Origin of the sequence: Xanthomonas sp. NCPPB 4467 (genome assembly GCF_041475665.2) — a bacterium.
In the GTDB taxonomy this organism is placed as follows: Bacteria; Pseudomonadota; Gammaproteobacteria; order Xanthomonadales; family Xanthomonadaceae; genus Xanthomonas; species Xanthomonas dyei.
Map to the genome: position 1 here is coordinate 3,280,333 of NZ_CM191260.1, position 25,044 is coordinate 3,305,376.

A 25,044-nucleotide genomic window follows, 5' to 3' on the forward strand; every position below is an offset into this window, starting at 1 on the left:
TCATTCACTTCGGCAGGACCGCCGAAAAATCGACGTCCTTGGCAACATAAACGTTCAATACGGTGCCCTGATTGATCGTCAAGGTTGCAGGACGACGCCCAGACTTCTCAACTGCCTGTTCGGCGAGCTGCTGCATGCTGCGTGCAGTATTACTTTCAAATGGCTGCTGAGTGACGGTCCCGGTGCCAACGCCAATTGTGGTCGTCTCTGGACCATATTCGGCAGCTGCGTACTTGAAGGCATCGCTCAGCATGCTGATAAACAGGGCAGATGCGATCTTGTTGCCCCAATGTGCGTTGTAGTTGCCCGGATGGCCAGCGCTGCCCAACGTATCGATACCCGGCCCAACGAGCGTGACATCCAGGCCGGTCGGCGTGGTAACGCGATCCCAGACCACCTGCAGGCGCCGTGTCGTTGGCTCTCCAGCGCCATACTGACCAAGCATCTTGGAGCCCTTCGGTAGCAGCAGGTTATGCCCGTTGATGGAGTACACCGGCTCAGTCACGATGCACGACGTATAGCCACCGAAATCGGAAATGATTCGGGTCTCGAGAATGCAGCGAATGTACGTACCACGCACCAATAAACCATCTGGGTTGCTGATCGGCTTCGCCAGTGTGATAGCAGTGTCCTCTTCTCCGGGCGTAGCTGGCGCACCAGGTTGACCGGGCATGCCTGCGCCGTTCGCAGCGGATTCGGCGAGGATTCGACGCTCCAACAATGTAGGACCGCGCTGACGTTCCGGCGCAGAACCAGAGTCTCCGCTGTCGTCAGTCGGCATCGGCGGCAGTGGCGGCAGACTTGGCTGCTGCGCGAGGGGCACGGGCGCCTCTTCGACGGGCGCAGTCATATTTTGTGGCAGCGCGGGCGCCACGACAGTCTCAGCTCGCGGCTTCGGTGGTGCCGAATCATCCCCACTTTGCGTCGCCAGCCAGAAGATGACGAGAATCAGCAGAGCGGCGATGGCAGCCAGGAACACGAGCGCCTTACGATTCAGGCGCTTGATGTCGCTGGAGCGCAGTACCGGCTCATTAGCATCCAGGTCAGGCGCGACACCTGCCTGTTGACGCGCAAAGTATGGATTGTTGCGCTCATCGTACTCGCCGTTTCGCGACTCTTCCCCGCGATTGTTCGGGGAACGATCGTCTTGGTCGTTTGGAATATTCGAGTTCACTTTTGCTTGTTCCTTCGCAGACCGAGGACATTATCGCCGTGGCGAACCACCAGGAAAGGATAGGTCCCATGCACGATCAAGGTGTTGCCTTCCACCGTCGTATTGACGAGAAAATCCTCAGCGTGTTCCTTCTCTCGAGCGAAGACCGCTGGGAAATTCCCGGTCGGAAACCGCGTCAGATCCATGTTGATGTAAGTGAACTTGCCATCATCATAAACCCGGCTTGGAATCAGCCAGGATTTCTTGGTACGTGTCGAATAATCATAATCGTAGTAATAACGACGATCCTTCAGGATCTTTGCATTCAACAATGGACCTTTCTTCGATGCATCTGCATCTTCGACGTTGTTGAAGCTAGTGTCTTTCGGGTAGGTGAACACGACCTTGTATTGGACACCCGCTTGCTTCGCCTGCTCGAGGCGCTGCCAATCTGTTGCAACCACCTTGAGCTCAAGGATGTAGGAATGCGTCGCCGTACGAATCATCATGTTCGTGTCGACGTCGACGTTTTTTGGCTTCAGATAAAAGACATTCTCGCGCCGGGTAAGTTCCCAGCCACCGGTGAACCCGGTGCTGTAATCCAGAATTTTTTCGTTCGGGCTAAGCTCGACCTGAGTGGTAATCCCCAGGCCCGTACGCACCTGATAGATACGGTCAGGCGCATATTCGTATTCCTGAACCACCTGCGCCGCTACTGAAAAAGCACATAGTGCAAGTGGCAGCGCTAAAAATAACGCAGCCCTGTACCGATTAAAGAGTTTCATCGACCGCTTGCTCCATTGACATTATTCGGCGTCCCTTGGGGTTGAATCGCAGGCTGACCTGGCGGCTGCATCTGATCGGGAAACGCTGGCTGTGCTTGCTGTTGCGGCACACCACCCTGCGGCATGGCTCCTTGCTGAAGCGGGACGCCCATTTGCGGGACTGCACCAGAGACATTTGCCGCATTGGGATCAACAACGCCCATGCCAGGCTGTTGGGCCGCCGCTTGAGGCTGCCCGTTGATGATGGCACCGGCGGCCGGCGCTGCTGGCAGCGAGGAGTAGTCATTATCGACCCGATAATCTGTCACCCGGAATCCCAGGGGATTTTCGACGCGCAGGGTATCACTCATCTCCAGATTGTCCTGATAGACGAATCCCATGGTCGCAATCTTGTTATCGAGCAGAGTGGAAACTGTCGAATTTTTGTCATATACGGTGCGCTGGAAGCGCACGGTCGCACCTTTATAAGGTTGTCCTTTCCCGCCGATCAGCGTGATGCTCAGGATATTGACGCGGACTGCGCGAAGCTTGCCGTATGTATTCAGCGGCCGTAGCGGATTGTTTGCGGAATGCAGTGCACGATATTCGTTCACAACATTTGTCGTGCCCATTGCTGACACGGTATTCCAGTCACGTTGACCGATGATCGACAAATCGAATGATTCGCGGGCAATAATGAAGCGTGCGATATTGCTGCGCGCCAAAGCCTCACTCGTACTGATCGTACGCCCGCCAAAATTCGCCTCAAGCTTGGCGATAGTGCTTGTTCCCGAATAGGCGTCTGCCATGACCAGGTAAGGCACTTTCTCCTTCAAGGGCAGCATGTAGTAATAGCCGCCTGCAGTCATGACCGTCACCACCATCGACAAGGTCGCCACAATCCACGCACGCTTTTCACTGCGGCGCGCAAGATCAGCGATGCTGACCTCGTAATTAACTGCTTTCTGGACGGCTGCCCCGACTTGGGCAGATCCATCTTTTTCACTGACCTTCTTACGCAACATGTCTAGATCCGTCACCGTGGGGCCTTGTCAGGCCTGAAACTGTTGCCGCGATGAGTTGCGGGCATTTGGGAGGCATAGACGTCCCTGCAAATGTGATGCCACAGGTGCATCGCATCAGTCGACGCTTCCTTAAAGCTTGGATCCGGTTGATACCGCTACGGGCTGTACAAGCAACTTGTTTGCAGAGACTGATACCGACACTCCTTGCGCGGCATACACCGCGCTGAGCTCAGTTGCGGCCTGCTGCACGCTGGTGGTGCTGATATTGGAAACCGGTGCAATCAGGGTGTAGTCCGACGGCAAGTTGTAGGACAACTGCATGTTGGAGTCCGCGGCCCAACGTTCCAGCATCGTCTTCAGCGTGCCATCCATCGGCGTGGCCTGATACGTGTAGGAGGTGTAAAGAGGAATTTCGGTCGGAGCTTCGTCAAAGTGATTGACGTGCTTCCAGCGCCCACCAAAGTCAGGAGCAGGCTTGGTCGCGCAGGCGCCAGCCAACACGGCAGCCGCTAACACCAATGACAGCTTGGACACATACATCGGATTCACTCTGACTTCTCCAACTCAGGAAATTTCGGGCTTAATGATGGACAGCACTGCGGCCCCGCGCACCTAAAGGTGGCGGAGCAGCGAGTACTTTGAGAAACCGACTGGAAACGCGAGGCGCACATGACCTGCCCCAAAGGGCGAAGCAGTGCAGCGCATATGCGCAGACGAAGAAGATGAGTACACCGAAGAACCATCCATAGCTTTACTCCTATACGACCCCGTCCGGCGCCGCCCCCTTAACAAAAAATCAACAATGCAGAAATTCCGGGTAACTTTGCCCTTAACGGACACATGAGTCAAGAATTACCCATCCATCTCTGCAGCCAATGTGCGATGGATATCACACTTTGATGGAAAGCGTTTTCACATCCGTTTTGGGCAGCAGCCGCGCGGTGAAGTACCTATCTTCGTAGTAGCGGATCTTGTCGCACTTCACAGGATGCGGAATACCTTCGTACAGGAAGACCTCCTTCTCGTTGCCCATCGCCTTGAGTTCCTGGGGAAGCATCAATGCCCGCCGCTCTTCCGACACGCTGCGGGTTGTCTCCCTGCCCCGGGTGATGTTTTTCTTCTTGATCGTCGTGTAGCCCAACATCTCCGAGTAGTCGTTCGCGTCCTGTTGCTCGCGCGGCGCGTACAGAATCTGGAGGGCGTGATTGGTGATGATGGTGCGCGACAGGTCCTTGCCATAGGTCGCATCCAGCTGCGCCATGCTCTGGATGATAGGCAACAGGCGGATGTTGTAGCCGGCCATGTAGGCTACTGCCGTTGCGATGATGTCGACTTTGCCGATCGAGGTGAATTCGTCCATGAGCAGCAAGCACTGGTACTTGAGCTCGGGGTTGGACTTGGGCAACTCGCGGGTGTTGAGGTTGATGATCTGACTGAAGAGCAAGTTGATGATCAGACGGCTCTCGGCGAGCTTGTTCGGCTGGATGCCGATGTAGATCGTCATCTTCTTCTTGCGCAGATCCGTCAGCAGGAAGTCGTCGGCGCTGGTGGCCGCATCCAGCACAGGGTTGATCCACGCGTTGAGTGGCTCTTTCAGGGTGCCCATGATGGACGCGAAGGTCTCATCCGCCTGTGACAGCATGTTGGCGAAGGCCGACTTGGCATTGCTGCTGAGGAACCGGCGCTCGGACAGCGACTTCAGGTACTTCTTGAGATCGCTACCGTCGCCCGACGACAGGCGGTAGATTCCGCCCAGCGTGGGAGCGCCTGCCCCGCCCGGAAAGCCGAGCGCAAGCTCTTCGTCCTGGTTCTCGAACAAGTAAAGCGCAAAGGCCAAGAACGCATTGCGCGCCTGGCTGACCCAGAATTTTTGGTCGTCCGATCCATCGGGATACAGCATCGCCGCGATGCTCATCAGGTCCGACACGCGGAAGGCGGGATCGTTCGACACGTAGGTCAGGGGATTCCAGCGATGGGTACGCCGATCTTCCGCAAACGGATTGAAGAGAAACACCTCGTGTCCCTGGCTGGCGCGCCAACCGCTGGTCAGATCGAAGTTTTCCTGCTTGATGTCCAGGACAACGATCGACTCCTGGTACTCAAGCAGGTTCGGGATGACCACACCCACACCCTTGCCTGAGCGCGTCGGTGCGGCGAGGATCACGAATTGCTGCCCGCTCAGACGCACCAGCTTGCCGTTGAACTTACCGACGACGATGCCGTTCCCGCTTGGCTTGAATAGGCCGTGTTTAGAGAGATCGGCAGCCCCGGCGAAGCGCGCATCGCCGTGCAGCGCGGGCGCCTTGGGCTTAAGCGCAAGAGCAATACCGATGACCCAAACCAGCGCCGGGAAACCGAAGCCGATGGCCCCTGCCATCTTGATCTTGGTGGCATAGGGGGCAACTTGCGGCAAGCCCAGCGCGCTGTAGTAGCGGTAATAGGTGTCCCAGCTGTAAAGGCTTGTATCGAGCCGCAGCAGTCGCAGGGTCACGTAGCCGGACAGCAGATATCCGGCGAGCACTGCCACCGCAGTGGCAATCGCGATTATTTTGGTTTTGGACATGCGCCCTTCTCCCTAGGCTTGCATCTGGACGGCGTTCTAGCGACGGACGACAGGCTTGTGGTCAATCAGGTCCGTCTTGCGGCCCCCGCTCTCACTCTCGACGAGCGAGTCGATCCACACCTTGGCTTGATCCAAGGAAAGATCCGGCGTTATTCGCGTTCCCGTATCGGTTACCACCGCATATGCCACCACCGCATCGGGTGCATACACCTCGTCGCGCGTAATCGCCACGATGCGATACCCCCCCCTGGTCAGCACGGTGTGCTGATACTCGTCCATCGCCAGCCTTCCTTTCCGTCAGCGCGGAAGAGATGCTAAAGCAAGACGTGTGACGGAGAAAGCGGTTTCGGCTGCTTCCCGTGACTACGCAAGTCGGGCGGCCCTGCCTCAGGACATGAGGTGATGAACTTGGCTCTGCCCTTCCGTCGTGCGACGACAGACAAACACGCGCTGGCTGACAGTTCCACTGCTGCCAGCATTGGCTTCGCTCATCGCAGATGCCGGGCCATTGAGCGGCATCGCGAGCCAACGGCTGCGCAGCGGCATCAGGCGGGCCGCGTGGCAAAAGTCGGGCTGCACTGCCAGTAGCCGGTCCGCGCCTGCGACTTTTCGCATGCCACCGCCACCTCGTCGAGCCATGCGGTGCATCTACATGGGGTTGCCGGGGTTCGCTAGATCATTGCGCAGTCGACAAGTCTGGCCGATGGACGGACTTTCGATCAGATGTGCCTGGTCGCGGCAAATAAGAAACTGGAGTTGCTCGCCGAGGACTTGATCAGAAACGCGCCAAAGCTGAAGCGGCTTCTGAGCACGTCACTCTCAGGTAAGTAGCAGATATACCTGCCGATCACATAACCACTCAAGTCGCCGTGCCATCTGGACTTGGAGTGGTGGGCGGTACAGGGTTCGAACCTGTGACCCCTACCATGTCAAGGTAGTGCTCTACCGCTGAGCTAACCGCCCGAATCCTGCGCCAGCATTGCGCTGTGCAGGGCGCGCATTCTAGCGCAGGGTTTTGCCGACCACAAGCCCTGTCTGCGCTTCGCCTGTCACTCCGCCCTACCCCAGGCTTGCCGCATTCAACTTCTGGATCTGGTCGCGCATCTGCGCCGCTGCCTCGAACTCCAGATCCTTGGCGTGCTGGTACATCTTTTGCTCCAGGCTCTTGAGCTTGCCGGCAATTTCCGCAGGCTTCATCGCACGATAGTCGGGTGTCTCTTCGGCAACCTGACGCGACTTCGACCGCCCCTTGCCGGCACGTTTTTCGGCCGCATCCTCGCGCGCGCCCTCCATGATGTCGGAGATCGGGCGCGCCACCGACTTCGGCGTGATGCCGTGTTCGAGGTTGTACTCCACTTGTTTCTCGCGACGTCGATCGGTCTCGTCGATCGCAGCCTTCATCGAGCGCGTCATCTTGTCGGCATACAAAATTGCCTTGCCGCGCAGATTGCGTGCGGCACGACCGATGGTCTGGATCAACGAGCCGGTCGACCGCAGGAAGCCTTCCTTGTCCGCATCCAGAATCGCCACCAACGACACTTCCGGCATGTCCAGACCCTCGCGCAGCAGGTTGATGCCGACCAGCACATCGAACTTGCCCAAACGCAGGTCGCGAATGATCTCCACGCGCTCGACTGTGTCGATATCCGAGTGTAAGTAGCGCACGCGAATGCCGTGCTCACTCAGGTACTCGGTCAGGTTCTCGGCCATGCGCTTGGTCAGCGTTGTGACCAACACGCGATCGCCGAGCTTGATGCGCTCGTGCACTTCGGACATCAGGTCGTCGACCTGCGTGCCGACCGGGCGTATCTCCACGATCGGATCGATCAACCCCGTGGGACGCACCACCAGCTCGGTGATTTCGCCGGCAGACTCGCGCAACTCGTAAGGACCAGGCGTCGCGGACACATAGATGCTGCGCGGCGAACGCGCCTCCCACTCTTCGAAGCGTAACGGCCGGTTGTCGAGCGCCGACGGCAGGCGGAAGCCGAATTCCACCAACGTTTCCTTGCGCGAACGGTCGCCCTTGTACATCGCACCGATCTGCGGAATGGTCACGTGCGACTCATCGATCACCAGTAGCGCATCCGGTGGCAGGTAGTCGAATAGTGTCGGTGGCGGCTCGCCTGGCGCTTTGCCGGTGAGATGCCGCGAGTAGTTCTCGATGCCGTTGCAGAAACCCACTTCGGCCATCATTTCCAGATCGAACTGGGTGCGCTGCGCCAGACGCTGCGCTTCGACCAATTTGTTCTGCGAATACAACTGCTCCAGCCGCTCCTTCAGTTCGTCCTTGATCGTGTCGACCGCACTGAGCGTGCGCTCACGCGTGGTGGCGTAATGGGTCTTGGGATACACGGTGTAACGCTGCAGCTTGCGCAGGGTTTCGCCGGTCAACGGGTCGAACAAGGTCAGCTGCTCGATGTCGCCGTCGAATAATTCGATGCGCAAGGCTTCGGTGTCCGACTCCGCCGGGAACACATCCAGCACCTCGCCACGCACACGGAACGCGCCGCGTGTGAGCTCGAATTCGTTGCGGGTGTACTGCAGATCGGTGAGATGGCGGATCAACTGACGTTGATCGATGTGCTCGCCCACCGACAGGATCAGGCGCAGCGACAGATAGTCCTCCGGCGCGCCCAGGCCGTAGATCGCCGATACCGTGGCAACCACCAGCGAATCGCGCCGCGACAGCAAGGTCTTCGTCGCCGATAGACGCATCTGCTCGATGTGCTCGTTGATCGAACTGTCCTTCTCGATGAAGGTATCCGACGACGGCACGTAGGCTTCGGGCTGGTAGTAGTCGTAATAGCTGACGAAGTATTCGACGGCATTGTTGGGGAAGAACGACTTGAACTCCCCATACAGCTGCGCCGCCAACGTCTTGTTCGGCGCCATCACCAAGGTGGGCTTTTGCACCTGCTGCACGACATTGGCGATGGTATAGGTCTTGCCCGAACCGGTCACCCCCAGCAGGGTCTGCTTGGCCAGGCCAGCCTCGAAGTTGGCCACCAGCTTGTCGATGGCCGCCGGCTGGTCGCCAGCCGGAGAGTACGGGGACACGAGCTCAAAACGGTCGGTCATGGAGCGGCACCTTCAAACGACCACTTAGTATAGCGATGGGGGGATGACGGTGATGTTTGTGGTTTTCCCACCCTTCCCTCAGCGGTAGACCGATCCCGCTGTCCCCGGAGGCGAACGACGCTTGAGCAACTCGAGATGGGAGCCACTCCATGCGCCAGCTATGTAGCCAAGCCGGGTTCAATCTGATCGAAAGCATGCTTGTCTTAGCAGTGCTTGCCGTCGCTACCTCTATCGCGCTGCCTTCTCTCAACGAACTACGCCAACGACATCAGGCGCGCGCCGCCACTGCTGAACTCTCCGCCCATCTGGCCCTGGCCAGATCGGCATCGATTGCACTGGGCAGCAGCGTTGCGGTGTGCCCGAGTACCGCTTCAAACAGCTGCATGGCGAGCCACGATTGGACTAGAGGCTGGCTTGTCTATACAGACCCTGATGGGAACCGCAAGCCAGACCGTGCCAGCGACATCATCGCAGCGTTAACGACGAGAGCCAGCTCAACAATCAGCATTCGCACCACCATCGGACGCACACAGGTCCGCTACGACTCATTAGGCACCGCACAAGGAACTAACGCCACCTTCAACATCTGCCGCGGCAGCTATCTAGACACTCAAGTGATCGTCAGCATGGCCGGCCGCGCGCGCGCGCAGAGGCATACCCCAGTGCTCCCCTGCCCCTCTTCTTGAAAATCCTAAGGGGGGGGGGTTGCGCAGACGAATTACCCTCCCTATAATTTGGCTCCCCGCCCGAATAGCTCAGCCGGTTAGAGCACTTGACTGTTAATCAGGGGGTCGTTGGTTCGAGTCCAACTTCGGGCGCCAGAATTAAAAAAGACCTCGCTAGAGGTCTTTTTTTTGCACCTAGCCAGGCCGTATCGCTTATGCGCGCAGGTCAAAGCACACTAGCCTGCACAAAATCTACTTAATCAAAAGCAGCCCTTAGCGAGCTTCGGGCAATATCGTGCTAGTCACGCCATCAGAAACATTGTGAGGCCCCCCCTGTACCGGACGCAGTTCGCACACCCTTCTGGTCGATCGACAACGTGGCGCATGTCGGATCCTTCTGTTTAGCGGTAGGGGTAGCGGTCAGCGTGAAGGTCGTAGCTCCTGGAGTTCCTGAAGAAAGCGTGTAGAAGTTTGAGATATCGCTACTGCATACCCCCATGCTTCCGCCCGCATAAGTCATCTTCGTGGTGTAATACCTCTCCATCGTCTGCGCACCTTCTTGAAGGCAAGCAGCTGCAGCCGAACGGCGAGATTTGACGACAGAAGACTGATAGCTGGCCATGGCAATCGCGCTAAGGATACCGATGATTGCAACCGCAATCATCAGCTCCATCAGACTGAAACCAGACGATTTTCGCGGGCCTATTTCAGATTTAAAGTGATTAATACCGTACATAATTAGTTCCTGATAATCTCGCGCCAAGACACTCGCCCAGCATTGCGGTTATCCGCGATATTGAGGCCGCCCAAATTTCCGCTGGAACCACCGACAACGATCTTGCCGCGTAAGATATTTGACAGCGTTGGCATGCCCACACCAAGGTTGACTGACCCAACAGGTACACCACCTACTGTCTCGTCCTTAAAATCGCCATCGCCATCGAGGTCGAAGAAAGACTCCGTGCTACTGGAACCCGTAAACGCGTCCAGCGCATTGATGTACCCAGTACCGTCTGCCTGGCATGCACTCGCAGTGGGAATGATGCTGCTCACTACCAGTGTCCTATTGAGCAGTTGCGCCTCTGTGACGACACGTTCGCCATCTAGCGTGGCGGCCCCACCGGTCGTTGCAGCAGGCTTTAAGAGATCGATATACCAACCCTTAGAACCAACGGGCAATATCGAATTCGCCTCAAAGCCTCGCACTGGAAATCCGCCCTGGGTCCCAGTCACTACAACCGAGCGAGTAGTCAGCGCGCTGCGAGCCAGGCTGGTATTAGAAGAAGAGGTACTTGTATCGATGATTCCATACAAGCTTTGCCCAGTCTTGTCGGTCATATCACCGGTCGTCATGAAACGGCCAGTACCGAAAAACAGCCAGATGTCATACGTACTGGGATTCAACGCAACCGTCATAGTGGCGGAGATCGGCTGCGCAGTACTTGACGTCCCCGTTGGATAGGAAGCCGTGAACAGGGGTTTACTCGAATTTGCAACACCCCAACTCGTTACGGCAGTGGCTGAAAGATCGAACTTCCAAACATTGCCGAGCATATCACCCGCGTAAACATAATCCACCGTACCGCTCGCATCGGTATCCCAACCGGTTGCACCGGAAAGCCCATTAGGCGCACTCGACGAACCAACACCAGTGCTGATTTGTTTGATCAGCACACCGGTCTCCAAGTCATAAATCAGCAGCACCGCTTGATCATTCGTACTGTTAAGACCATTGGCAACAACAAGCGCAGTGACACCGTTATTGAGCTTGGCGATAAACGGACGCGCCTGCACCAGTCCAACATTACCAGCATCGAGATCAGCGGCAGCGCCGTAACGCTCCCACTTCACATTGCTAGCAGAAAAGCTGGCTGGCGCAGTAACATCAAGCGCATAAATGCCCTTGCCACCTTTACCCAACGCACCAACCAATAGGGTCTTATTGGGCGTCTGGGCAGGTGTGGACAGCACAACCGGGCCATCTACGAAATAACGGTGACTATACGTTGGTGCGCTTAGGCTACTCAGATCGGAAAAGTTGATTGCAGAAGGGATATAAGCGAATTGCTCTGCACCGGTGGTTGCGTTGAAGGCATGCAGCATACCGTCATTCGCACCAACATAGACAGTATTGGTGTCGCTTGAATATGCAGGCGAAGAGCTGACAATATCGCCCAGGAGTGAGGTGCGATTACGTAGCAGGCCACCATTCACAATCTCCTTACTGCGATCTCCTGTGATGTAGGCTGCATTGTCTACACCTGACACTGCTGGAGCCGCAGTACGCCCCAATGCAAGTGTCTGGGCCGTGGTTGGAAAAGCAGCGCCAGTCAAACCGCTCCAAGTAAAGACTTTTCGGTTGCTGGTGGGGATTCCTGCAGAAGCGCTCCACGTCGCGGTGGCCGAAACGTCCTTATTGACCACCGGATATGACTTGAGCTCACCGGTCCATATCCCCGAGAGGTAACTAGCCATAAACACCATCGTACCGCCATCAAGGCTAGTTGACGTTGCAGAAACGTTGGAGAATGAACCGGTCCTCTGAGTAATGGTAGACAGTGCCGCGGTCAGACCGAGTTTAAATGCATTAGGATCAGCAGCGGAAAGAAATGTTCCCCTTCCGTTGACCGATGCGTGCCACAAGTCGTCTAGGCGAGCCAAGACATCATTATTGCCCGTGTAACTCGTATTGGGATCCGGCCAGCTCTTGGTACCAGCAGTCAGACCTGGCAGATCCGTGCTTGGATTCAACACACCACGTGCACCAATTGCGATGGCGAACGTGACCATATGTTGCCAAAAAGCAGGGTCTGCATTTGTGGTCGGAACGATGTTGTCAAGATCCGAACGCAAGTCGGTCTTCCAGTACTGCATGGCAACGTCGGCCAGAGTGTTGGAGTAAGTATCTGAGTAAGGAACGTTCGCTGTGTAGCCGTACGGAGCTGGCAAGCCATTCGGGCCGCTGTAGGTCACACCATTTGTTCCATCCTGATTACCAGGCTTTGCGCTAGTAGTTCCGTTCCAGTAGCCATCGGTCGTCATGATTGCAAAATTCTGACGGCATGCGTATTGATCATTACCGGCTTCAGGGCCGTAGGGACCGGTAGCAGCCGAACCTTGAAAATATTTCCCGGTAGTATCCAACGCATCTAGCAGCGGAGTACCGTTATATCCTGATGCATTATAAAGGCGGCTATACCAATTAGTCCGCGCACTCGTCGCCGCAGCTCCACCAGACGCTGCACGATCCATGAACAACCCCTGATTGCCATCATTCACAGGAATATCAAGATTGTTACGTGACCAGATGGTCCTGAATCCGACACGCACATTGGCCCCCAGATCACTAAAGGCCTGCCCTGCCCCTGCTTTTGCTGCTTTGATACGCGTGCGATGGTAAGAGAACCATGTCGCATAGTTCGTCGCCTCAGCAGCCGCTGTCTTCCCAGTAGGCGTCACCGCCGTACAATTAATCCAAGCGCTGGTCGTTGCCGCCGTGCTCGCATCGCAACGATTATCGACGTAAACATTTGCACTTAGGGTATATGTTGCTCTGCCACTAACATTTCCGCGCGAAACCTGCACAACATATGTTGCATTTGAAGATGGCTTCACACTACATGTCCCCGACTGACTCCCTGTTACGTTTTGAGTGCAATCGACTGAAATGCTTGTAGCATTCCTGACCGTCAGCGTCACCGGGGAATTTGACGAAGCACCGACAGTGAGCACTCCGTTTGCGGGCACACTGACATTATAGGTGTCTACTTGATTTCTTGAAGCAGAAGTAGAAACTGGAAACCCAGCGGGCGTTGAATTAGCACTCGTAACCCCACCATATTCGCTACGGACAACCGTATTAGCATCAATTATTTGATAGCGATAATAGTTATTCGAATTCGACAGATAGTTGGACGAGGTATTCCCCAAATTCTTTGGAGCATAAAATATTTGCACTCCGCCGCAAACTTTGGCATTTGTCCCGGTGCCATTAGCGTTACTATTTTGATCGAAGCTCCCACAGCTTGCCGGATTAGCAAGATCGACGACAGTACCGCCTGCTTTATTGAAATCACCATAAACAGCGTTGTATGACGTTCCCCCAGTCATTAACACTCCCGCAGCTGTCAACCAGGGCTGATAGTTCGTTGCAGGGTTGTAAAAAACAGTGTTACCAACATAGGTATTGTCTGTGATGTCGAGCGCATCGCCCGTACTGCAGGCGCCGCCATCAGTATCGCGTCGGCAAATCGTAGGATAATCTGGGTTGGCAAGGTCTCCAAACGCCATCGAACCCGAGTCATCCAAGATAAACATGATGTTGGGCGGCACGCGGCTCGCCGTGGTCAACGGGTCGGTCGGTAGCGTGATGCCCGCATTCGCAGGCAATGAAAGCAAAGTTGCCAGCATGGAGAGCATGGGCACACGAAGCGCCGTGCGAAGTGCAGCAGTACGCCGACGGAATGGACCTTTTGGAATGTTCATGGTCAGCCTTACTGCTTGATGTAGTTGGTTTGGAGCAGCACCTGAGAGCGCCCACTACCTTCGCTGACGGCGGTGATGCGATATCTAGGCGCTAAACATAGTGCAGGTATCGGCGAAATGCGGTCGCATGCCGGCCACGTTGGCGCATCACCCATATACTCGATGATGTATTTTGGCGCGGCGGTGGAATCTACCGTCAAAGAAGCAGTACGCCATCCGGTACGACTAGTTGCAAGCCAGCGATCCGCGTCGGTTGCCACGGGCGTCGCACAGATACCATCATTACAGCCACTGCTGGGTATGGTCAGCGTGGCAGTCGATTTGATGCGGTCTTCCGCCTCCCGGACGGCACCTTCTGCCGCCTGAAAGCTTCTGCCGCGGTCGACCAGATTCGATGCCATCCGCTCTTCCAGAACGGTGCTACGCAATACCGCCAGGCCCAACAGGGTCATAATCAGCAAAAGCAACAGCACCACAATGAGTGAGACACCGGCTTGTCTTGGGTAGTCAAGAGTATTCATGCATTACGGTTCCGAAGAGCGATCACATGACTAAGCGTGCGGCTGATAGGTTCACCGGCAGGTCCGACACGGGTTGTATCCAGCATTTGAAGGCGTACGCTTACCGCGATGACTGCCGACCAATCGGAGACGGCGGTAGCGTCCACATAAGACGTTTCGCCTTTCATCAAGTACTGCAATTGCATGTCATTGATGCCTTCAAGCACCTCGTCGTTACGCTGGCTCAGTGCCCCCCCCGCATAAACCATCTGGGACTGATACAAGGATCTCGTGCCACTTGCGTTGGTCCCGATAAACCAGCGCGCAGCATGTAGATTGGCGACTACAGAGCCCGGCGCGACGAATGCGAACTGCGAGCCTCCACAGACAGGCATTGCCAGCCCTGTTGAACAGTTGCCGGGGGAAACGCCAGACACTGCGTGGGTAATATTGGAGCCGCTGACAGCGCTGACCTGGAAAATTGCCGACTGCCGCGCATTGCACGCCACCACAACATCACCGACATTGATACCTGCGGCTGCGACGGTCATGTTGAGAGTAAATGTAGCCGCTCCCGTATTGTCTGATGCAATCGTTGCCACCTCGTAGCCTGACCCCAGAATTTGCAACGCATCGGTTCCGGCTACCCGTGTCCCCGTGGCAGTCCCGTTTGCGGGCAAGCCCGATGAAAACGCGCCCTCTACTCCCGTGATACCGGAATTCCACGTATCGATATTGGTAAACCAATTACCGGCTTTGTTTTTCACGACATTCGCAATCGGAACGCTGTTGACGCATGGATTGCCGGATGCCTCGCGCACATCCCGCGCCATCAGCTCGAATGCCGTACGCACATTTTCCTGAACTCTCCCTAGGCCTTCAGTGGCGCTATAGGTACGACGATTGGCCACAAAAATACCGATTGCAGCACCGACCACCAACAACCCTAACACAAGTGCAATCATCAGCTCGATCAACGTGACTCCGCGCATGCGTGATCGGGATGGACGTGCTCGCTTTATGAGATTCATAGCCGGGTCTTGATAGAAAATTGCTGAGTAGCGCTACCGTCCTTGGCCCGACTGTCGTCCCAGCTCACCACTGCCTCGCAAGCGGTGGCGCTGCAAGTGATCTTGCCGCATGCAGTGGAGTTGATCGAGGTCTTCAACCCTTGCAACCAGTTACTGACGTCGTTCGACACTAAATTGGAACCGGTCGGCGCAATACAGGATGCCTGGTTGTAACCGCCAGCCGTCGCCACCGCCAAATTTGCGCGCATTGCATCGAATATCGTGTAGGCCTGGATCACAGCCTGACTCCGCTCAAGCGAGCTCTGACTATTGCGCAGCGCGGTTGCCTGCATTGCAGCAATTCCCAACATGCCTACGCCCAAGATCACGACAGAAATCAAGACCTCGATCAAACCGATACCGGACATGGAGTTACGCTTGATGGTCTTCATTGCATCCCTATATCGTGGTCGGCGTATTTGCAGGGGCGGCGCATGTCACGTCGCTTGCACCGCTACGGACGGCTGCACGGCTACCGCTGACGATTACCAGCACACGTACGTTGTCTGTTGGATTATTCGTGGTCAAGCAGGAGCTGACGGCGCCAACCAGCAGCGCACCGGTTGAATCGCGCGCCAAACCGTCGGCCCGGAATTCGATTGCGTTACCGTTGCTGACAATGGCGGGGCTAGCCTGGATCAGCAGTGGCGCTTTTGCAGTCCCTACTCGCAAGACCTCATTGGTGGACTTGACCATCACGATCCACTGATTCCAGGAACCGCTGCTGCAGCTCGAAGCATCGCTGCTGGGGCAAATCAACACAGTCTGGTTGCGTTGCACGGCTTCGGATCGAGCCAACTGCAAGGACGCCAACACTTCGTTGGCAGACGATGTAAGCCGGCTGCTGTTGATCAGTCCGGTGAAACTTGGAATGGCGATTGCCGCCACGATCGCAAGTACGGCCACGGTGACCATCAGTTCAATCAGGCTAAAGCCAAGGCAATAAGCTAGACGCACCCTGCCCCGCAGGTTGCATTGCAACGACTGCATGGTTCTTCCTCTCAACATTCCCCGATGCCACGCTAGCGTTTGGCCGCCATAGGTGCAATGGATGACCGATGGGCGGCAAGCCTGAGGGTGCGAACGGGGTCCCCTGCGCACCCCGGATGCAGGCATTATGTTTCAATCGATTCTTGACAGCACGTCTCAATGCCCAATCCCTTGCATACAGCGCAGCCACTGGACACCCTGCGCCAGGCGCCGGTGATCGTCTGGACGTTACTTGCTGGGGAAGGAGTCGCGGCCGTCCTTGCGCTGGCCCCGGCTCTTGACGGAAACCGGTGGGTTTATTTTGGCCTCGCTTCCTTAACAGTCCAGTGGGTCGCATTATTGACCTTGACCTGCCTGTATGGCCTGCGCCGACACCTAACCAATCTCAAGCCCCTGCATGTGGCAACACTTTCTCTCGGGCTAATGCTGGCTTGTACCTGGGCGGTGTGCGGCGCGACTTGGGCGGCAATTCATGAAACCTGGAAGATGAGTCCTCAGGAATGGGGACTGACCTTCCTGCGCACGACAGGAATTGCACTCACGGTAGGAATTCTCGGAGTACTGGCGTTTCACAATCACTGGCAGGCGAGACTATTAGCGCTAGAAGCGAAGCAAGCGCAATTGGATGCATTGCGCGCGCGCATCCGTCCTCACTTTCTTTTCAATACGCTCAACACCGGTGCTGCTCTCATCCACGTCCATCCCGAGCAGGCAGAGCGACTTCTGCTTGACCTCTCGGACTTGTTCAGAGCCGCCATGAGCAACTCGGACCATATCAGCCTGAGCGAAGAACTCGCATTGGCGAGACGTTACTTGGAAATCGAGGAAATGCGATTGGGACGGCGCCTTGCCATCGATTGGCAAGCTCCTCCAGTACTTCCCGACGTCCAAGTCCCGACACTTTCCATACAACCCCTGGTCGAGAATGCAGTCCGTCATGGCATAGAGCCCAGCATCGACGGCGGCTGCATCTCGCTCAAAGTCTGCTTGGAAGGTAAACGGGTAAAGATCGAAATCGTCAATCCATTGACATCGGCTCAAGAGAGCACTCGCCGCGGCCATCAGATTGGTCTCGCGGGGGTAAAGGCAAGGCTAGAGACGTTCTTTGGCGGCCAAGCCCATCTGACGACCCAACGTGCCGATGGGACTTTTATCAGCACGCTGGATCTGCCGTTAGCTTGACCTTAAGGCGGCGCTGATCAAGTCACCACCCGATAACAAGGTCGGTAGTCCCCCGAGATCTTCATCCGGCGCTGCTCGACGAAGCCGCGCAGCAGTTCGTCCAGGGCCTGCATGATGTCCGGGTCGCCGTGGATCTCGAACGGGCCGAACTCTTCGATGCGGCGCATGCCGTCTTCCTTGACGTTGCCGGCGACGATGCCGGAAAAGGCGCGGCGCAGGTCGGCGGCCAGTTCGGGTGCCGGGCGGCCGTGGTGCAGGTCCAGGGCGGCCATGGCTTCGTGGCTGGGGACGAAGGGCTGCTGGTACTCGAGCGGGATGTGCACCGACCAGCTGAAGTAATACGAGTCCTTCTGGTTCTTGCGATGCGCGCGCACCTCGTGGATGCCTTCGGCCATGCGGCGCGCAACGGCGACCGGGTCGCCGACGATGATCTCGTAGCGCGACGCTGCCGCGTTGCCGAGGGTAAGGCGGATGAAGCGGTCGATCTGTTCGAAGTACGGCGCGGCGATGGTCGGCCCAGTCAGGATCAGCGGGAACGGTAGGTCCGCGTTTTCTTCGCGCAGCAGAATGCCGAGCAGATACAGGATCTCTTCGGCAGTGCCGACGCCGCCCGGAAACACCAGAATGCCGTGACCGATACGGACGAAGGCCTCGAGGCGCTTCTCGATGTCCGGCATGATCACCAGGTGGTTGACGATCGGGTTCGGCGATTCGGCCGCGATGATGCCGGGCTCGGTCACGCCGATGTAGCGCGTGTGATGCTTGCGCTGTTTGGCGTGGGCGATGGTGGCGCCCTTCATCGGGCCCTTCATTGCGCCCGGGCCGCAGCCGGTGCAGATGTCCAGCCCGCGTAGGCCTAACTCGTAGCCCACCTGCTTGGTATACAGATATTCGTCGCGCGAGATGGAATGCCCGCCCCAACACACGACCAGATTCGGGTCGGACGGCTGCAGGATGCGCGCGTTGCGCAACTGGCCGAACACTGCGTTGGTGATGCCTTCGCTGGTGTCCAGATCGGCGCGCTGCGCTTCCAACTCGATGGCCATGTAGGCCAGATCGCGTACGACGGCAAACAACAGCTCGGCGACGCCACGGATGATCTCGCCGTCGACGAACGCCATCGCCGGCGCGTTGCTCAGGTCGATGCGGATGCCGCGATCCTGCTGGTTCACCTGGATGTCGAAATCCGGATACAGATCGCGCGCGGCGCGCGGATCGTCCGAGGCACTGCCACTGGTCAGCACCGCAAGCGCGCAACGGCGCAGCAATTCGTGCATGCCGCCGCTGGATGCATCGCGCAACCGGGCCACTTCCGCCTTGGACAACACGTCCAGGCCACCACGCGGATAGATCCGCGCATCCACCACCGGCAGCGCCCGTGCTGCCGTACTGCTGAGTTCCATAGCTTGCTCCTGTCGTATCTGAGGAACTTTAGCGTACTCACCCGCCCAAAAGAAAACGGCCGGGAAGACCCGGCCGTTTTCGCAACACATGACACGCTAAACGCGATCAGAACTGGTAGCGGAAACCCAGCTGCAGTGCCCAGCGGGAGATGCCGCGGTCGTCATACACCGTGGACTGGTCCGGCGTATTGAAGCGATATACGTACTTGCCGCTGGCCGCATCGATACCGCCGTATTCCACGACACCACGCATACCCGGGAAGCCATATTCCTCGACACGGCCCCACTTCTTGTTGAGCAGGTTGCCCACGTTCATGACGTCAAGCCAGACAGAGGCCTTGTTGTCCTTGAAGAAGCCCGGAATCTCCTGCTCGACGTGCAGGTCGAACTGGTTGATCCAGGAGTTCCGTGCGCCATTACGTTCTGCAACCTGGCCACGACGGGCGGCCAGATACTCGTTGCCTTCGATGTAGTTCCAGAACGCCTGTTCTTCTTGAGCGGAACCGAACAGCACATCACCACGGCCGGCCGGAATGTAGAGCAGGTCGTTCAAACGACCATCGCCGTTGGCATCGTTGTCGAAGGTATAGCTGTACGGACGACCGTTGCGCCCCTGGTAGATCAGACCGAGCTTGGTCTCGTAATCGCCAAAGAACGCATGCTTCCAATTCAAGGTGCCCAGGATGCTGTTCTTGACTTCGTACGCAGCGGTCGAGGCAACGTTTTCATTTGCCTGGAAAACGGCGTTGTTGCCCAACTGCGAACCCGAGGTCGAACTGGTCAGGCCACTGACTTCATCTGCATCGGTATAGGTGTAATACAGACCCCAGGACCAGTCGCCGCCGTTGAAGGGCTTGTTCAGGCCAACGGTGAAGCTTTCGCTACCACCCTTGTCGGTGGGCCGCGCGATCAGCGCATCGTTGTATCGGCGATCACGATTGCCGCGTGCATCCACTGAAACACCAGTTGGCTGCAGGCCGTTGACATTCCAACTGGAAGGACGAAGACCGTTCGCGTTCCAGTAAATGTTGCGGCCATCCTGGCCCACTGCACTCGCCGCACCCAGGTTCAGCTGCTGATAGTAGATGGCTTCGTTGACCTTCGTAACTACAGCTTCAGCAGATGCAACGATTCCGTTCCACGGCAATTCCGTATCGAAGGCGAGGTTCGCCTTCCACACTGAGGGCTGCCCCAGCTTGCTATCGACGAAATCGACAGATTGCGTGCTTCCGGCCACAGTCGTGCCCCGCGGCTGATTGTTGATATCCGGAGTAAAGCGGATGCCGTTGTCACGTACCAGTGCCGGGCTAGAGAAGTTGTAATCCGTATAGGCCAGGCCGGTGTTGGAGTATGGGTTCGACAACCAAACCGTTGCCGCTGCGCCCTGGAAGAGGCCTACACCACCACGCACCTGAGTCGGGCGATCACTGTCAAACGTATAATTGAAACCAAAACGCGGCTCGAACAAGCCATTCCCGTCGATGGTCTGGTCGTTGCGGAAACCGAACACCGAGGATGCCGTCGCATTGTAGGCAGGACTATTTTTCACCATCGGCTCGTCGTAACGTAGCCCGAAGGTCAGTGTCAGGTTGTTATTGACTGCCCAGGTATCCTGCACAAAGACACCAACGTTGCGCATTCCCCATTTCGCAGCGATATCGTCGATATTCCCGCTATTTGCCTGCGAGTAACGATAGTTCTGGGCAATGTTATTGCGGTAGTCCGAAATCGAGTTGAACGTGTAAGAACCGAAGACACGCTGCCCGAACAGATTGAACAAATCGTTGTCTTCGTAGTCGAAGCCGAACTTGACGGTGTGATCGTTCAAGAACAACGTACCGGCAAAGAAGGCGTTCCACGTTTCAGTACGCAACTCGTTGGCCTGGGTGCTCTGCTCGGTACCCAGGTTCACGGTGTTGTTGCCGATGCGCACAGCTACAGCTGGCAATTGCGAAGCAGCCGTACGCACAGCCGAGTAATCGCGATAGGAGACCTTAGCTTCGGTCGAGAAGGTATCGGTCCAATCGCTGAACAACTGAGCCGTGTAAGTTTTGAGGCTAAAATCGCGAACGTAGTGATAAGAATTCAGCGACAAAGCCTGATTACCAAAACCATTGAGGTTCGCAGTGCTCTGTTCGGTCTCGCCATAGCGGAAGGACGCGCGGTGCTTATCAGAGATATTCCAGTCTAGCTTGAAGCCCTTTTCTTCCGAATCCGAATCCAGCGCAGGCAGCGCCAAGGTTCCCGGATCAAATCCATAGACATTGCGCGAAATGTCGATAATTTCATCGACCTGCGCTTGCGAGATCGGAACGATATTGCTCTCGCCCGAGCCGATCGGACCGTAGCCAGAGGCTCCGGTGAACACGCCCTTGCCCTTGTACTTTTCGTAGTTGGCGAAGAAGAACAGCTTGTCCTTGATGATCGGACCGCCCAGGGTCAGGCCGTAGGTGGTCTCGTTATCGAACAGCTGCGGGCGGACATCGTTCTGGTTCTTGCCCGACCAATCGTTCTCGCGGTAGGTGCCGTAGACCGAACCGTGAAATTCGTTGGTACCGGATTTGGTGACCGCATTGATCACGCCGCCCGTGGCGCCAGTGATGGTGACATCGTAGTTGGCCACGTCGACCGAGATTTCATCGATGACGTCCATCGAGAACGGCTGGCGGGGCGTCGGCAGCCCGTTGGACTCAAGGCCGAAGGCATCGTTAGTGCTGATACCGTCGACGCGGATCAGATTGAAGCGCGGGTTCTGGCCACCCACCGAGATTTCGTTGCGCGCCTTGTCGGTCTGCGCCACGCGCGGGTCGAGACGCACATAGTCCTGCAGATTGCGGTTGATCGACGGCAGCGATTCGATCTGCTCACGGGTCACGTTGGTGCCAGTGCCCATCTTGTTGGCACTGAACAGGGCCGAGCCGTAGTCGCCACCAATGGCCTGCACAGCACCCAGCGTGGTGACGTCACCGCCCAGGGAAGCGTCGACGCTATTGACCTGATTGAGGTTGAGGTACACGCCCTCTTCGGTCTTGGTGCCTTCACCCGATTTGGTGATAGTGATCGTGTACGGCCCACCTACACGCAGGCCGCGCGCGTTGTAGCGTCCGCTGGCATCGGTGGTGGCGCGGCTGACGGTGCCCGATTCGACGTGGGTGATCGTGACTTCGGCATTCGGCACCGGCTGACCGCCGCTGCTGGTGACCAGGCCAGCGACGCCGGCGGAGGTGCTCTGCGCGAACACGGGGGCGGCGGCGAGTGCGGCAACGAGGCCAAGGGTGAGCTTGGACATGCGGAGACAACGGGGGTGGGTCATTTCGGTAGCCTCGATACAGGTTGGGCAGTGACAAAAAGGCGCAGTCAGCCCAACCGTTCCCGGGGGTGGGCTGCCGATGATCTGGGGTCCCTTGCCGCGCGGCTGGTTGCTGCCGCAACGGTTAACAACAGATTAACACGCTAAGGCCTGATTGTGACGGCGGCGTGACAAAGTTCGCGCACTGCAACATGAACTTCGCATGTGACGGCGCAACGGCCAGACTGCGCAAGGTCGCAGCGGGAGCGAGACGTGCGTCTCTACAGGAAGTTTCTCAGACGCGGAAAGCCGGCAGAAATGCCGTTCGCCCACTCTGCGCAAACGCGCGCGCAAGACGCGGCGCGCGGCCCGGGTCGTTCCCGGATATGACAATCGCCTTAAATCGACACCGGCAGCTTGAAGTACGTCCCCAACCCGTCCAGGAACATCTGCACGGAAATCGCGACCAGCAGCATGCCCATCAACCGCTCGATTGCGGTCAGTGCACGGTGGCCGAGCAATTTGTACAGCAATGGCGCCGAGGCCAGAATCGTGGATGCGCCGATCCAGGCAATCATCAGCGCCAGGCTCCAGTCCCAAAGACGCGTGGGTTCGTTGCTGCCCATCAGCATCACCGCTGCCATACCGGACGGGCCGGCCACCAGCGGGATGGCCAACGGCACAATGAAGGGTTCGCCATCTGGGATCTCGCCCATCAGGCCTTCCGGGCGTGGGAAAATCATGCGGATACCGATCAAGAACAGCACGATGCCGCCGGCGATCGCCACCGATTCCTGACGCAGATGCATCAGTTCCAGCGCGTATTTGCCGCCCCACAAGAACGCCATCAGCACACACAGCGCGATCAGCAGCTCGCGCGCCAGCACGAAGCGCTGACGCTTCGGCGGCAACGGCTTGAGCACGCTGAGAAAGACCGGGATGTTGCCCAGCGGGTCCAGGATCAGGAACAGCAGCAGCGCCGCCGACAGAATGGTCATACGGGAGGGCTCCAGATCGCACCGCGGTGCGGGGCACCTGCCATGGACAACAAGGTGACGCAGGCAGACGCGTAGCGGGCAGGGTCGACCGCCTCGCTGTCTTCCTGATGGGTAAAGGCGCGCGCGCGCAACGCAGTACGCATGGGGCCAGGTTGCAAGCCGTGGACACGTACCGGGCCGGCTGCAGTTTCATGATGCAGGCTGGCGATCATCCCGAGCTGTGCGTGCTGGGCGGCGCCGTATGCGCCCCAGTACGCCTGCCCGACGCGCACGGCATCGTCCACGACGAAGACCACAGCGGCATCATCCTGCTGCCGCATCAAGGGCAGGCAGGCCTGAGTCAGCCAGGCGCGTGCGGTCAGGTTGACGTGGATGCTGCGTGCGAAATCCGCAGGTGCCGCAAGTTCGGCGGGCGTCAGCCCAACGAACTCTGCCGCGCAATGCAGCAGGCCATGGACACCGCCCAATTCGGACTGCAGCCGTTGCGCGAGCGCAGCGTAATCGTCGGGTGTCGCACCGGCCAGATCGAGCGGATACAGCAACGGCTCCGGCCCCAGCGTGGCGACGGTATCGTAGACGCGCTCCAACGGACGCAGCTTGCGCCCCAGCAGCACCACGGTCGCCCCCGCGGATGCGCATGCCTGTGCGGCAGCGGTGCCCAGCCCACCGGCCGCGCCGGTGATCAGCACCACCCGCCCGGTCAGTGGCTGCAACAAAACAGGGTCTTGCAACGCGCTCACGGCTGATACGCTTCAGTGACGATGCGCTTGAGCTCGCCGGCTTCGAACAGTTCCAGCGTGATGTCGCAACCGCCGATCAATTCGCCATGGATGAACAACTGCGGGAAGGTCGGCCAATTGGAATAGCGCGGCAGATTGGCGCGGATTTCGGGTTCTTCCAGCACGTTGACCGTACGCAGCTGATCGGCGCCGGCGGCGATCAACGCCTGCACTGCGCGACTGGAAAACCCGCACATCGGAAACTGCGGGGTGCCTTTCATGAACAGCACGATCGGGTGTTGTTCGACTTCGGCCTGGATCCGTTCCATCACCGGCATTGGACTCTCCTGACTGGGAGCGGCAGGCCCGACCGCCGGGTCGGATAGACTTCCGCAAAGGCGCGCATTGTAAGCCTTCAGCGCGACCTGTCGCCGCACTCCCTTCGCTGCCATTGCCATCATGCCGATCGAACACCTTGCACTGCCCTACTCCCGCGCCGCTCTGGAGCCGCATCTCTCGTCCGCAACCCTGGAGGCGCATCACGGCGTCTGTCATCGCGGCGAGGTCGAACGGCTCAATACGCGCATCGAAAGCAGCGAGTTTGCCGAGCTGACGTTGGAAGAGATCATCGCGCAGGCGCAGGGCACGCTGTTCCATCTGGCCGCGCAGGTGTGGAACCACAATTTCTACTGGCAGTGCCTGCGGCCACGCGGCGGCGGCGAGCCGCTCGGCAAGCTGGCCGACGGCATCGGCAGATCGTTCGGCGACTTTGTGCACTTCAAGCAGGAATTCAATCGCGTCGCCTTGAGCAGCTTCGGCTCGGGCTGGGTATGGCTGGTGCAGCGCCCGGATGGCGCATTGGCCGTTGTCGCCACGCCTAATGCGTCCACCCCGCTAACCGGGCCGGACACGCCGCTATTGGCGTGCGACCTCTGGGAACACGCGTATTACCTGGATTACCAGCAGGACCGTGCGCAGTACCTGGAGGCATTCTGGAAGCTGATCAACTGGGATTTTGTGGCCAGCCGGCTGAGCTAACAGGCGCCTCTGAATGCCGATGGATCGCTCACCGATGCACACGCCTGCGCGCACTCAATCGAAGCGCACGCAGTCGGCACCACAACCCTCGCGACGCCTCACTGCTGCGTCGCGATGCC

The 25,044-nt window shown here is 57.8% G+C and carries 22 protein-coding genes and 2 tRNA genes; 4 read left to right on the forward strand and 20 right to left on the reverse strand.

All coding sequences use genetic code 11. From position 1 onward, the window contains the following. Positions 1 to 4 precede the first annotated feature (4 nt). The 9 genes from ACCQ06_RS14420 to uvrB all read right to left on the reverse strand — a co-directional run bounded on the left by ACCQ06_RS14420 (position 5) and on the right by uvrB (position 8,586). Positions 5 to 1,174 (reverse strand): TrbI/VirB10 family protein, encoded by a 1,170-nt coding sequence (locus ACCQ06_RS14420; RefSeq protein WP_316686598.1) that lies wholly within the window; start codon positions 1,172 to 1,174, stop codon positions 5 to 7. Beyond that, complete coding sequence (locus tag ACCQ06_RS14425; RefSeq protein ID WP_228325157.1) at positions 1,171 to 1,938, reverse strand: TrbG/VirB9 family P-type conjugative transfer protein; 768 nt, start codon at positions 1,936 to 1,938, stop codon at positions 1,171 to 1,173. Before ACCQ06_RS14425 ends, ACCQ06_RS14420 begins: the two co-directional genes overlap by 4 nt. Next, a complete protein-coding gene (locus tag ACCQ06_RS14430) occupies positions 1,935 to 2,942 on the reverse strand; it encodes a VirB8/TrbF family protein (RefSeq protein WP_372364381.1) in 1,008 nt (335 codons plus the stop codon). The genes ACCQ06_RS14425 and ACCQ06_RS14430 overlap by 4 nt, the downstream gene beginning before the upstream one ends. 129 nt (positions 2,943 to 3,071) lie before the next feature. After that, entirely contained in the window at positions 3,072 to 3,482 is a 411-nt protein-coding gene (locus ACCQ06_RS14435; RefSeq protein WP_228325175.1) for a TcpQ domain-containing protein, read from the reverse strand. A gap of 349 nt (positions 3,483 to 3,831) precedes the next feature. Next, positions 3,832 to 5,505 (reverse strand): type IV secretory system conjugative DNA transfer family protein, encoded by a 1,674-nt coding sequence (locus ACCQ06_RS14440; protein WP_228325155.1) that lies wholly within the window; start codon positions 5,503 to 5,505, stop codon positions 3,832 to 3,834. Positions 5,506 to 5,541: 36 nt separating this feature from the next. Next, a complete protein-coding gene (locus ACCQ06_RS14445; protein WP_228325154.1) occupies positions 5,542 to 5,784 on the reverse strand; it encodes a hypothetical protein in 243 nt (80 codons plus the stop codon). 108 nt (positions 5,785 to 5,892) lie between these two features. Next, positions 5,893 to 6,120, reverse strand: coding sequence for a hypothetical protein (locus ACCQ06_RS14450; protein WP_316686599.1), 228 nt, complete (start codon positions 6,118 to 6,120; stop codon positions 5,893 to 5,895). Positions 6,121 to 6,393: 273 nt separating this feature from the next. Continuing rightward, positions 6,394 to 6,468, reverse strand: a tRNA-Val gene (locus tag ACCQ06_RS14455). A gap of 96 nt (positions 6,469 to 6,564) precedes the next feature. Continuing rightward, positions 6,565 to 8,586 carry an excinuclease ABC subunit UvrB gene (uvrB, locus tag ACCQ06_RS14460; RefSeq protein ID WP_316686600.1) on the reverse strand — a complete coding sequence of 674 codons (2,022 nt, stop codon included), beginning with the start codon at positions 8,584 to 8,586 and terminating at the stop codon, positions 6,565 to 6,567. A 149-nt stretch (positions 8,587 to 8,735) separates the two neighbouring features. Between uvrB and ACCQ06_RS14465 the strand changes: the two genes are divergently transcribed. Then, positions 8,736 to 9,272: a GspH/FimT family pseudopilin gene (locus tag ACCQ06_RS14465; protein WP_316686601.1), complete on the forward strand. Its 537-nt coding sequence runs from the start codon at positions 8,736 to 8,738 to the stop codon at positions 9,270 to 9,272. A 58-nt stretch (positions 9,273 to 9,330) separates the two neighbouring features. Then, positions 9,331 to 9,407: transfer RNA gene (locus ACCQ06_RS14470), tRNA-Asn, on the forward strand. Between the two features lie 154 nt (positions 9,408 to 9,561). On the opposite strand, the gene ACCQ06_RS14475 is transcribed toward ACCQ06_RS14470, so the two are convergent. Genes ACCQ06_RS14475 through ACCQ06_RS14500 form a run of 6 tightly spaced genes read right to left on the reverse strand, consistent with a single transcriptional unit; the run spans position 9,562 to position 16,296 of the window. Beyond that, a complete protein-coding gene (locus ACCQ06_RS14475; protein ID WP_228323017.1) occupies positions 9,562 to 9,987 on the reverse strand; it encodes a type IV pilin protein in 426 nt (141 codons plus the stop codon). A gap of 2 nt (positions 9,988 to 9,989) precedes the next feature. Continuing rightward, positions 9,990 to 13,736 carry a pilus assembly protein gene (locus ACCQ06_RS14480; RefSeq protein ID WP_316686603.1) on the reverse strand — a complete coding sequence of 1,249 codons (3,747 nt, stop codon included), beginning with the start codon at positions 13,734 to 13,736 and terminating at the stop codon, positions 9,990 to 9,992. Positions 13,737 to 13,744: 8 nt separating this feature from the next. Continuing rightward, on the reverse strand, positions 13,745 to 14,257 hold the full coding sequence (locus ACCQ06_RS14485) for a pilus assembly PilX family protein (RefSeq protein WP_228323019.1): 513 nt from the start codon (positions 14,255 to 14,257) through the stop codon (positions 13,745 to 13,747). Next, positions 14,254 to 15,213 (reverse strand): PilW family protein, encoded by a 960-nt coding sequence (locus tag ACCQ06_RS14490; protein WP_316686604.1) that lies wholly within the window; start codon positions 15,211 to 15,213, stop codon positions 14,254 to 14,256. The genes ACCQ06_RS14485 and ACCQ06_RS14490 overlap by 4 nt, the downstream gene beginning before the upstream one ends. 50 nt (positions 15,214 to 15,263) lie before the next feature. Beyond that, a complete protein-coding gene (pilV, locus tag ACCQ06_RS14495) occupies positions 15,264 to 15,698 on the reverse strand; it encodes a type IV pilus modification protein PilV (protein WP_228323021.1) in 435 nt (144 codons plus the stop codon). Between the two features lie 7 nt (positions 15,699 to 15,705). Then, on the reverse strand, positions 15,706 to 16,296 hold the full coding sequence (locus ACCQ06_RS14500) for a GspH/FimT family pseudopilin (protein WP_228323022.1): 591 nt from the start codon (positions 16,294 to 16,296) through the stop codon (positions 15,706 to 15,708). A 159-nt stretch (positions 16,297 to 16,455) separates the two neighbouring features. Between ACCQ06_RS14500 and ACCQ06_RS14505 the strand changes: the two genes are divergently transcribed. Further along, entirely contained in the window at positions 16,456 to 17,478 is a 1,023-nt protein-coding gene (locus tag ACCQ06_RS14505; protein WP_228323023.1) for a sensor histidine kinase, read from the forward strand. A 17-nt stretch (positions 17,479 to 17,495) separates the two neighbouring features. Here ACCQ06_RS14505 and ppnN read toward each other — a convergent pair whose 3' ends face one another. The 5 genes from ppnN to grxD all read right to left on the reverse strand — a co-directional run bounded on the left by ppnN (position 17,496) and on the right by grxD (position 24,225). After that, positions 17,496 to 18,881, reverse strand: coding sequence for a nucleotide 5'-monophosphate nucleosidase PpnN (ppnN, locus tag ACCQ06_RS14510; protein WP_228323024.1), 1,386 nt, complete (start codon positions 18,879 to 18,881; stop codon positions 17,496 to 17,498). A 106-nt stretch (positions 18,882 to 18,987) separates the two neighbouring features. Further along, positions 18,988 to 22,194, reverse strand: coding sequence for a TonB-dependent receptor (locus tag ACCQ06_RS14515; protein WP_228323025.1), 3,207 nt, complete (start codon positions 22,192 to 22,194; stop codon positions 18,988 to 18,990). 374 nt (positions 22,195 to 22,568) lie between these two features. Beyond that, the gene (locus ACCQ06_RS14520; RefSeq protein WP_005996031.1) at positions 22,569 to 23,168 is read right to left on the reverse strand and encodes a YhgN family NAAT transporter; all 600 of its coding nucleotides are present in this window, start codon (positions 23,166 to 23,168) and stop codon (positions 22,569 to 22,571) included. Continuing rightward, entirely contained in the window at positions 23,165 to 23,908 is a 744-nt protein-coding gene (locus tag ACCQ06_RS14525; RefSeq protein WP_316686608.1) for an SDR family NAD(P)-dependent oxidoreductase, read from the reverse strand. The genes ACCQ06_RS14520 and ACCQ06_RS14525 overlap by 4 nt, the downstream gene beginning before the upstream one ends. After that, a complete protein-coding gene (gene grxD, locus ACCQ06_RS14530; RefSeq protein ID WP_039420602.1) occupies positions 23,905 to 24,225 on the reverse strand; it encodes a Grx4 family monothiol glutaredoxin in 321 nt (106 codons plus the stop codon). Before grxD ends, ACCQ06_RS14525 begins: the two co-directional genes overlap by 4 nt. Positions 24,226 to 24,346: 121 nt before the next feature. Here grxD and ACCQ06_RS14535 point away from each other — a divergent pair, with 121 nt between their 5' ends. Further along, positions 24,347 to 24,925: a superoxide dismutase gene (locus ACCQ06_RS14535; protein ID WP_316686610.1), complete on the forward strand. Its 579-nt coding sequence runs from the start codon at positions 24,347 to 24,349 to the stop codon at positions 24,923 to 24,925. The last annotated feature ends 119 nt before the right edge of the window (positions 24,926 to 25,044 follow it).